The organism is Streptomyces sp. NPDC001904, from assembly GCF_040297005.1.
In the GTDB taxonomy this organism is placed as follows: Bacteria; Actinomycetota; Actinomycetes; order Streptomycetales; family Streptomycetaceae; genus Streptomyces.
Map to the genome: position 1 here is coordinate 124584 of NZ_JBEOYI010000023.1, position 9056 is coordinate 133639.

Consider the following 9056-nt stretch of genomic DNA (forward strand, 5'->3'; position numbering starts at 1 on the left):
GAGTTATCGCGTGGGCTTTATGACATGTCCAAGTGCGACGAGGCCGATTCCCACAGCGAGGAGTGATGGTGAGTTCGCGTTCCAGCTGAGCAGCATCAGCAGCGCGCCCGCTCCCCACACCCGCGGCTGCCGCACCTGTTGTTGCAGCCAGCGCCCCGGCATGCGGCCGAGAAACAGCCCATGCACTCCGAGGGCGGCCCAGATGATGGCCAGGATGAACAGCACCACGGCCAGCCCACCGAAGTAGAACATCCCCTTCCCCCTTACTCGTGACCGCAGCCGCGTCACGCGATGCCGTAATCAAACCCGAACGTGTGGGACTGTGCAGCTCTGGGGTGCGGGCAGCGGCGCCTGGCCCGCCCGGTCGGTACCTCACAGCAGATCTGGGCGCACCCGCCGCACGGCCACCGTCGGCCGCCATCTCCAGGGACGACGCTGCCGACCGGGGATGTGAGTACACGCGACGGCCAGCCCGTAACTTCACCACGACCGTCCGCGGCCCTGCCACCAGTCCCGCGAACCCGACGATCTCGGCGCTGGGAGAGCTCACTGCTGTGGTTCAGTCATCGACCGGCTGGTGGGAGGCGGGCAGGATGCCACCGTTGTCGATGACAGCGCGGGCCACCAGGGCGATCTTCAGGCCGTGTGAGCGGGCATGGCCGCGCAGGAGAGCGAAGGCGGCGTCCGTGGTGATGTGGCGGCGGGCAGCGAGGATGCCCTTGGCCTGTTCGATGAGGACGCGGCTGTGCAGAGCGTGCTGCAACTGGCCGCTCAGTGAGCGCTGATGGGCGAGCTCGGTCTGCAGGGACAGCAGGTGGCTGGCGGTGCGAGCCAGATCCCGCAGATCGGTGAGCGCATCCTCATCGAAGCATGTGTCGGGGGAGTCCAGCAGAACCAGGGCGCCCGCGGGCTGCAGAACTGCACTGCTCTCGGTCAGCGGCCCCGTCATCAGGGGCAGGGCGGTGACCATGGCCAGCTTGAGGTTGAGGGCGCGGGGTGTCCAGTGCGGCCAGCGCACCCGGACGGGCTGCGTGGTCATGTCGAGGTTGAGCAAGGAGCGGCCCGTGAGGCGGGTTCCCACACTCGGTCCTTCGTTCCAGATCGCTGCGTCGACGGCCAGGCTCTGCAGTTCGGCGCTGGTTCCGACGGTGTGAACGGTCGCGGTGCCTGGGGGCAGGTAGCAGGTGATGGCGCCGCAGGCGCCCCCTACCAGCCGGCCGCCTTCGGCCAGGACAGCCAGGGTGGCGCGAGGATCAAGGGACGCGCGCGCAGTCTGTTCCACCAGTCGCACATACAGAGCAGACAGTTCCGTGGTCATGACACGCATAAAGGCCTCTTTAAAGTTAAGGCCTGGGTCTGGGGCCATCGGACATCCGAACGTCCGCACGGGGAAGTTCGGGGTACCCCACTGAGCGGCACACCGAACATGCTTGCCTGGCCACTCTCACTGCACAGCAACGAGCCTGTACGCACGACGCAGGACTGTCATCGTCCCTGGCAGGCATGCTTGCCGTGACTGCGTTGGTGGCGGGGCACAGATGCCATAGGCGAGCCCGTGCACGGGGTCCGGGTGCACGGGCTCTGCCCTGTGCTTCGTAGCGATCATGCAGAAAGGTTGCATCTACACCAGGTGTTGCTTGGGCATTCTCGACGGGCAGGCCACCCTGAACGGTGGCTTGCCCGGCCCGCCTTCAGAACGCTGAGGTGGTGAGCGCCTGGCCGGACGCTCCGGTTGGAGGCCCACAGCCCGCAGACCCCCGACGCGCTCCATGTCGCCCTCGCCGTCATCGATCCGTCGAGGTCGCCGCGTTCAACGCGGAATTCGATGCTGCGACGTTCGGCGCCGAGCAGGCGCGCGTTGTCGCCAAGTACCGCACGACGATCGTGCTCGCGACCCGCCCCGAGGTTGCCGCGGCGATCGCCGCATGCCTCGCGGGGACTTCCGAAGCCTGCTCCGTTGCCGAGCAGCACACCTACCTCCGCCAGCACGGGCCCGCCGCGTGACCCAGCCCTGGCACGTCACCGTCCCACCCCGCCTCTACGAGGAATCCCGCCCACAAGGACGTTCACGACCTGCTCGCTCAGCGCGGATCGTAGCTAGCCGCCAGCTCATCCAGAGCGCCGAGTTGCGCCGGCGTTCCACGGATCCCGTCGCCGACACCGGCGACCGCATCATCGTCCTCTACCGCGTCCGCGATCCCGAAGACGTGCTGGAGCCCGGCGAGGTAGAGATCATCTTCCTTCTCTCCGCGCCCTGAACCGGTCTCAGCACGGGAGCGGCCGCCGTCACCGAACAGGTGACAGCGGCCGCTGCCATGTCGTGTCGTCCTAGCTGTGGATCGTCGCGCAGGGCGCCGCGCGACGCTTCGACGACTCCACGCACAGCAGAGAGCCGCTGCGGTAGTCCGCGTGCGGGGCCCACGTCACCGAGTGCATCCCGCCGTGGCGCTTCGCCAGCCGCCATCCCGACAGGTTCTCCCGGGTCTCCGAGTGCGCGTGGATCACGTACGCGCGGAACCGCTCGCCCCGGGTCGCGCCCTTTGCCCAGGCCCGCACCGACTTCACGTGGGTGCCCGAGCCCCACACGTCGATGTGCACGCCGCCGAATCCGCCGTGCGTCTCGACCGGCGCCATCGCCGAGGAAGAGGGGGCGAGCAGCATCACCGCGGAGACGGCCACCATCGCGGACTTGATCATCATCTTTCGCATGATCGCTCAACCGCCCGTGGCCCGGCCGAAGTCACGCAGCCGCGCCGCAGATCACCCGGACGTGACCGCCCCATCAGGCGGGGCACGGTCGGATCAGGCGTCCTGGCTCCGTGCCGCGTCTGCGCCGCCGAGCTTGCGCCGCCCCGCGGGAACGGAGAAGCGGGGGCCGCCGAGCACTCCGCGGGCGCGCAGCTCGTCGATGTCCGGCAGATCGACGCCGGGCATCTGCGCCAGGAGGTCCGCCTGGACGGCCCGTAGGGACGCGCGCGGGCCGGTGCCGAGGGTGCGGCGGTGATCAGTCACCCGCGCATCCTACGGCCGCATGAAGCGGGCATACGGCGCATGGCGCCGAGGTCTGTGATCATGGGATGCCGTCGGATGCCGCAGGCGATCCCGGCCGGTCGGATTCAGAGATGGGGGACGCCAGCACAGTTGCTGTCGTCATCCGTGCCGGTGGTCGCGGGCGTGTGCAGCATCCACCGCTGCTCCACCCGCGGCAGGCTGACCGGATGCGCCGTCTCCTCCTCGTCCTGTCCGTTGCGAGGCCCTGGTGGACACGGCCACCGCCAAACCGCGCACGCCGAAGAAGCGGCACGCCCGGCATCCGGCACCGGAGCAAAGGACGCTGACTCCGCACCGGCCGCGCCGCCCCCTCTGGACAGGCCAGCCACCGTGGCGCGCCGGTCGTGGGTACGCCCGCCGGGCGCCGCACGGTCGTCCGGCCGGCCGCGCCGCACCCACCGGCGACGACGTCCCGTCACCGCGCGGTCGTTCCCCGGCCCAGGGCGACGTACGCCGATTTGGGTGTGGTGTGCGGGTGGTCGAAGCAGGCAGGGGTGGATCCGGCGCTCACCGCGGCCTGCCGGCGAACCGCGCGCTGAGCAGTGGGCGGTGATGGTCAGGGCTCGTTGACGGCGATCGTGGGGAAGGGGCCCCAGTTGATGCTGGCGGCCGTATGGACGCCCACATCAACGAAGTTGACCGTGCTGCCGGAGAACCTCGAGGCTCTGAAGTTGATCGTGCCGCCGGAGTACGTCGAGCGGCTGAAGTTGACCGTGCCGCCAGGGAAAGTCGTGCGGCTGAAGTCGACCGTGCCGCCGGAGTACGTCGTGCGGCTGAAGTTGATCGCGCGACCGGAGAACGTCGAGCGGCTGAAGTTGACGGTGCCGCCGGAGAACGTCGAGCCAGTGAAGTCGACCATGCCGCCGGAGAAGATCGAGTTGCTGAAGTCGCCGCCGTCGAAGGTGGTTCCGTTGAGGTCGAGGTCGAGTCCGCACCAGGTGGTGGTCGTGGTGGGGTTTTGGAGGTGGTCGCGGATGGTGCGGATGATGGTGAGGCGGACTTCGCGTTCGGGGTGTTTGAAGCCGGGTTCGGTGAGGCCCGGGGTGTAGGGCATGCGGAGGTAGGCGCACAGGACGTTGACGCAGACCTGTCGTTGTTCGGACCAGTCGTCTGCCAGGCGGGCCATGGCGTAGACGCCGGCAAGCCGGACGGCGGCTTGCTCGTGGCCGAGTTGTGTGTCTGCCTGCTTCCGGCGAAGACTGCGCGCTGGCCCGGATACGGGGGCTTTGCACGGCGTGATCCTGGAGACATGGCGAGCGCTCCGATTGTCGTGCACCCGCCGTCCCGCACCGGCGGCCGGCGGGTGACTGCGCGCGGGCAGATCCTCGGCCTCGCGCACTCCGACGCGGACGTCGTGGAGTTCCTGCGGCGGGCTGGACTGTGCGTGGCCGGCCGCGGTGAAAGCATCGACGACCGTCACCGTGCCGACCTCCTGGCCGTCGCCGGTGATCCGGACGACCGCCGAAATCCCCGCCCGGCACGACCGGTAGACCCGCCCGGTCAGCACGGAAGCATCCGCGTCCGGCACCCTCGCCCCCCTTGTCCTCGCGTACGGTCCGCCTACGGTTCCGCCGGGCCGGGACGGCGCAGCGCTCTCCCGGACGGCGCCGACCGCGGCGCCGCGGCGTGTAGGGTGGCGTTCACCGACGCGGGGTGGAGCAGCTCGGTAGCTCGCTGGGCTCATAACCCAGAGGTCGCAGGTTCAAATCCTGTCCCCGCTACCAACGCACCGGCCCCCTCGACCATCACATCGAGGGGGCCGGTCGCGTGTGGGCGCCGTGTTATGCGATGGGCTGGGCCGCCGGGCGGCCGACGATGCGCATCCGCTCCCCGTCGTACTCCATGATCTCGCCCGGCAGGATTAGCAGACCCGGCTCACCTGCACCGCCGCTGGCCCTTCCCACGTCCCTTCCCACGCCGGATCGCGCTGCAGCCGTGTTCCAAACGGTCTGATCCGGGTGGTAGGCCGCCAGTTGCCGTGCTCTGGCAGTCTGGGCGGATGACTGAGGTTCCGCTGTCGGGAGGGTTCATCAACCGGGTCGTCCGCGTCGGGGACACGGTGCGGCGACCTGTGTCAGGTCGGGCGGACTTCGTCGCGGCATTGCTGCGTCTGTTCGAGGCGCGTGGCTGGGGTGGGGCGCCTCGTCATCTTGGTCTGGACGGCCAGGGCCGGGAGGTGCTCGGCTACCTCAAGGGCCATGTGGCCTGGGAGGCGGAGCAGCCGGCAGGTGTGTACGCGGATGAGAGCTTGGCCGCAGTAGCCCAACTGGTGCGGCAGTTCCACGACCTGACCGCGGGGACCGTGCTGGCCGGTACGGCGGAGGTGGTGTGTCACAACGACCTGGGGCCCAGGAACACTGTCTACCGGCCGGCAGCTGACGGCATCCGGCCGGTGGGGTTCATCGACTGGGATCTGGCCGCTCCCGGCGATCGTATCCACGATGTTGCCCACGTCTGCTGGCAGTACCTGCGCCTCGGTCCCGATGCCGCTCCTGCCGACGCCGGCCGGAGGATGCGGCTGATCGCCGACGCCTACGGGCTCTCCGAGCGTGATGAGTTGGTGGCGTCGGTGCTGTGGTGGCAGGACCGGTGCTGGCGTGGAATCGCAGACGCGGCGGATCAAGGCGAACCCGCGATGGTTCGCCTGCGCGAGGCCGGGGTGGTGGGCGAGGTCCAAGCTGCCTATCGGTGGACCACCTGGCACAGGGCTGCCCTGGAACACGCCCTGGGCTGAGGCGATACGCGCGGACGACGGCGGACAGCCCGGTGCAGGAAGGCGCTCGCCGCGCGCGGCGGGACGCGGCACCTCGGAGGGCCGAGACTGAGCCGGCCCGCGCTACTGACCGTCGTGGCCGCTGTGCGGCCGCCGCCCGCTACCAGCGCATGCCGAGCTGGTCCAGTGCCGCGTACCGGTCCGGGCTCAGGGTGGCGGTCCTGCGGCGCGTGTTGGTGAGCCACTGCCCGAGTTTCACAGCCGATGAGTTTCGGTAGCGGTTGGTCATCAGCCGGCTCGCGGATGCTCACGAGAATTGACGGCAGTGCCGTGTCGCTGAGGCAGACGGACGAAGGTGCGACGATCTGTTCGTGGTGACAGATGCCGAGTGGACGCGGATTCGGAGAGACCTGCGCTTTGGGCAGGTCTTCAAGGGCACCGTGGTGAAGGTTCCTAGGCCTGGTGCGATCGGGATCTTCGTGGACATCGGCCTGAGCGTCGGAGGCTTTGTCGACGTTCTGCTGCTGCCGAGCGAGGGCGAAGACTGGCCCGCGGAGGGCACGGTTGCCGATTTCGAGATCTGGTGGGCAGACAGCCGCCAGCAGATCCGGCTGAAGCCGTCCGACTCTCGGTATCTGCGGACCGACTTCACAGACTTCGTCGAATGCTTCCGTCCCAGTTGGCCTGCCGACGTCGGCTTGCCCGTTCGTGACCCGGGGCCCGTCACCCCCGACGAGCTGCGGGCCCTGCTTCGCTCCGATGGGTCGTCGGCCAGCTTCCCCTGAGACTGGAGCAGCGGCCGACGCTCCCAGCGGAACCTAGCCGGCCGCGGCCTCGGCGCGTGGTCAGGTGCTGGCGAGGCGGTAGGAGACGTCCTGGACGCTGACCGGCTTCTTGCCGGTGTTCTCGGATGTCAGGAGGGCGTCGGCGCCGTGGGAGAGGCCCAAGGCGAGAGCGCCGACGAGTATCAGTGCGGCAGGGGCCACGAGCCAGCCCGGCCACAGGTTGGGTGTGTGCCGGCCTTCTTGCCTGTGATGGCGCTTGAGTGGGTTGGTCACGCAGATGAGCGTGACGCCGGCACCCTGGCTGTGGGGTCGGGTTTCCCCAGTCTGTGATGCGGCCGTGAGCGGGTCGCCGCGGGCCGTGTGCCCGCTCCGGCGGGCGGAAGGCGGCCCCGCCAACACGCCGGCGGGCGGCACCGACCCGTGGTTAGAGAACGGACCGCTTGCGGTCGTCGAGGTCTAGAGGCAGGTGCTGGCGTACTGCATCGGCGGCCTGGTCCTGGACGTGCCCGCCAAGTCCCTGCCGTCCCTGGTGGACTGGCCGCTCAAGGGAGGTGAAGCTCGGGGCCCCGAAGCTGTCCGGTCCGGGCAAGGACGCTGTCAGGCCTCCAGCGAGCCGCGGAGGAGACCGCTCAACTCGTCGTCGGTGACTTCCGCCGCTTCGTCGGCCCGCAGCCGGATCGTTCCCTTCCCGCTGACGAGACCGGGATGGCGAGAGAGGAATCCCGCTGCGCGGTCCTGGTCCCACCCGTAGAGCGAGACTCCGTGCTGCCACGCTCCGACATGCAGTCGCCGGCTGCCGACCTTGTACGTCGGCATCCCGTACGACAGCACGAGGTCGACCTCGGGAGACTCTTCCAGGATCAGCCGATGCACCCGATCGAAGAGGGGACGGTGTTCGGACGGGATCTCGTCGACATAGGCCTGCACTTCAGGGTTCACAGGTCCAGTCTTGCGGAAGCACGCCCTCGCCGCCCGTACCGCGGCCGCCCGACCGGGCCCGTTGGCCTCCTCTGCTCTCCGCCGGCGGCCGGGCCGTCACCTGCGGGGCCGGGACGAGCCGACCGCGGCGCGTCCGGTAGTGCTGCCAGCCGTCGAAGGTGTGCCTCAGCGGCCGCTTGTTCAAGATCATGGCTGCGATCTCGCTGCGGCTGGGCGAGACTCGCCAGGTGCCCGGCCAAATCGCGGAGCGTCCACGCGCCGCAGTGTTCGACTGGAACAGACAGATCACCATCGAGACATGCACGGAACGCGTCGAGTTCATCACTCGGATGCTGAAGCAGAGATTCCGAGTCCATGGGCGGCGAATCCAGCCCAGCCCACTGACATTGCGCCCGGCCCCGACCTGTCGGACAGGCCGTTAGGTGACCGGTCGTCAGGAAGCGTTCTTGCGCAGGGCCGCCAGTGCCTGGTCCGCGTGGGCGCTCATCCTGAACTCGCTGCGCACCACTTCGAGTACGCGTCGGTCCGTGCCGATGACGAACGTGGCTCGCTTGGTGGGCAGAGGACCGAATCCGCGGGCCACACCGAACTGGCGCCGCACCACACCCTCCGGATCGGACAGCAATGGGAACCCGAAGGTGTGCTTCTGTGCGAACTCGCGCTGCCGCTCGACCTCGTCCGAACTGATGCCCACAAGCCGGGCGCCAGCCGCCGCGAACTCGGCCGTCAGATCACGAAAGCGACAGGCCTGCGCCGTGCAACCGGCCGTCATGGCAGCCGGATAGAAGAACATCACCACCGGGCCCTCGGCCAGCAGCGAGGCAAGACTCATGGGTGTGCCCGTCTCGTCGGGCAAGGTGAAGTCCTCGACTACGGAACCGACTTGGACCCGGGATGAAGCGGGCACGATGACTCCCGACTGCTTGCTATGGGCACGGAACGGACGAGTCTGATCCTACTCGGCGGTAGGGGACGGGAGTTCGGGAGGGGAGGGCAAGTGCGCATGGCGAGCTTGAGGCATCGACCGTGGTGGCGCTGGCCCGCTTCGGCGCTACAAGCCAGCCGTGTGGAACGACACCTGCTCTGCGCTGGATTCACCATCGCCACTGCTCAGATGGTGGTCGTTCCAGCCTCGAGACACATGGGCACACTGCCCATTTGCGCGGAGGCATGATGCGGCACCTGTGGTAGCACAGCTCCGGATTCCAGGCTCGACGGGCATCAGCACTCCACCGCGGCGGGGATCGTGGCGGATCAGTCGTGTGTGACCTCGAAGCGCTTTCGTGTTGGGCCTTTTGGCGGAACCAGCCTGGCAGGACCAGTTGCCGCCGTCAGCCGCAGGCCGAATCTTGCTACTTCTATGGAACTGGGCTCCTCACCTCGATGGTGTGAGGGACCAATCCGCTCGCATGTACGGAACGGATTCCGGTCATGGACCACGATGCACGACCAAGGCCGCTGCGCGGCGTCAAACGCCTGGCTCTCGGCGCGCTGAGCGGACTGCTCGCCGGGTACGCGGCCATCGCGATCGCCGAACTGGTCTCCGCGGCCGTGCGACCCGAGTCCGG

The 9056-nt window shown here is 68.7% G+C and carries 13 protein-coding genes, 1 tRNA gene and 1 pseudogene; 6 read left to right on the top strand and 9 right to left on the bottom strand.

The features are described from left to right. Positions 1 to 3: 3 nt before the first annotated feature. Together ABT127_RS30115 and ABT127_RS30120 are read right to left on the bottom strand one after the other, a co-directional pair. On the bottom strand, positions 4 to 252 hold the full coding sequence (locus ABT127_RS30115; protein WP_351456686.1) for a hypothetical protein: 249 nt from the start codon (positions 250 to 252) through the stop codon (positions 4 to 6). Positions 253 to 559: 307 nt separating this feature from the next. Further along, positions 560 to 1318 carry an ANTAR domain-containing response regulator gene (locus ABT127_RS30120; RefSeq protein ID WP_351456689.1) on the bottom strand — a complete coding sequence of 253 codons (759 nt, stop codon included), beginning with the start codon at positions 1316 to 1318 and terminating at the stop codon, positions 560 to 562. Between the two features lie 389 nt (positions 1319 to 1707). On the opposite strand from ABT127_RS30120, the gene ABT127_RS30125 reads away from it, so the two are divergent. After that, complete coding sequence (locus ABT127_RS30125; protein ID WP_351456692.1) at positions 1708 to 2004, top strand: hypothetical protein; 297 nt, start codon at positions 1708 to 1710, stop codon at positions 2002 to 2004. 122 nt (positions 2005 to 2126) lie between these two features. Further along, complete coding sequence (locus tag ABT127_RS30130; RefSeq protein ID WP_351456695.1) at positions 2127 to 2258, top strand: hypothetical protein; 132 nt, start codon at positions 2127 to 2129, stop codon at positions 2256 to 2258. A gap of 70 nt (positions 2259 to 2328) precedes the next feature. On the opposite strand, the gene ABT127_RS30135 is transcribed toward ABT127_RS30130, so the two are convergent. From ABT127_RS30135 to ABT127_RS30145, 3 genes are all read right to left on the bottom strand, one after another. After that, a complete protein-coding gene (locus ABT127_RS30135; protein WP_351456697.1) occupies positions 2329 to 2700 on the bottom strand; it encodes a hypothetical protein in 372 nt (123 codons plus the stop codon). Positions 2701 to 2802: 102 nt separating this feature from the next. Next, a complete protein-coding gene (locus ABT127_RS30140) occupies positions 2803 to 3012 on the bottom strand; it encodes a hypothetical protein (protein WP_351456700.1) in 210 nt (69 codons plus the stop codon). Between the two features lie 595 nt (positions 3013 to 3607). After that, positions 3608 to 4579: a pentapeptide repeat-containing protein gene (locus tag ABT127_RS30145; RefSeq protein ID WP_351456703.1), complete on the bottom strand. Its 972-nt coding sequence runs from the start codon at positions 4577 to 4579 to the stop codon at positions 3608 to 3610. A gap of 119 nt (positions 4580 to 4698) precedes the next feature. Here ABT127_RS30145 and ABT127_RS30150 point away from each other — a divergent pair. Next, a tRNA-Met gene (locus ABT127_RS30150) sits at positions 4699 to 4775 on the top strand. A gap of 275 nt (positions 4776 to 5050) precedes the next feature. Beyond that, entirely contained in the window at positions 5051 to 5785 is a 735-nt protein-coding gene (locus tag ABT127_RS30155; RefSeq protein WP_351456706.1) for a phosphotransferase, read from the top strand. A 139-nt stretch (positions 5786 to 5924) separates the two neighbouring features. Here the strand turns inward: ABT127_RS30155 and ABT127_RS30160 are convergent, their stop codons facing one another. Beyond that, entirely contained in the window at positions 5925 to 6053 is a 129-nt protein-coding gene (locus ABT127_RS30160) for a helicase associated domain-containing protein (RefSeq protein WP_351456709.1), read from the bottom strand. 82 nt (positions 6054 to 6135) lie between these two features. Here ABT127_RS30160 and ABT127_RS30165 point away from each other — a divergent pair, with 82 nt between their 5' ends. Beyond that, on the top strand, positions 6136 to 6549 hold the full coding sequence (locus ABT127_RS30165) for a hypothetical protein (protein WP_351456712.1): 414 nt from the start codon (positions 6136 to 6138) through the stop codon (positions 6547 to 6549). A 60-nt stretch (positions 6550 to 6609) separates the two neighbouring features. Here the strand turns inward: ABT127_RS30165 and ABT127_RS30170 are convergent, their stop codons facing one another. Then, positions 6610 to 6822, bottom strand: coding sequence for a hypothetical protein (locus ABT127_RS30170; RefSeq protein WP_351456715.1), 213 nt, complete (start codon positions 6820 to 6822; stop codon positions 6610 to 6612). Between the two features lie 106 nt (positions 6823 to 6928). Between ABT127_RS30170 and ABT127_RS30175 the strand changes: the two are divergent. Continuing rightward, positions 6929 to 7145: pseudogene (locus tag ABT127_RS30175) on the top strand (DUF8841 domain-containing protein); the annotation flags it as partial. A gap of 1 nt (position 7146) precedes the next feature. Here ABT127_RS30175 and ABT127_RS30180 read toward each other — a convergent pair. Then, positions 7147 to 7488 carry an iron chaperone gene (locus ABT127_RS30180; RefSeq protein ID WP_351456718.1) on the bottom strand — a complete coding sequence of 114 codons (342 nt, stop codon included), beginning with the start codon at positions 7486 to 7488 and terminating at the stop codon, positions 7147 to 7149. Positions 7489 to 7921: 433 nt separating this feature from the next. After that, positions 7922 to 8395, bottom strand: coding sequence for a peroxiredoxin (locus tag ABT127_RS30185; protein WP_351456720.1), 474 nt, complete (start codon positions 8393 to 8395; stop codon positions 7922 to 7924). Positions 8396 to 9056 lie beyond the last annotated feature (661 nt).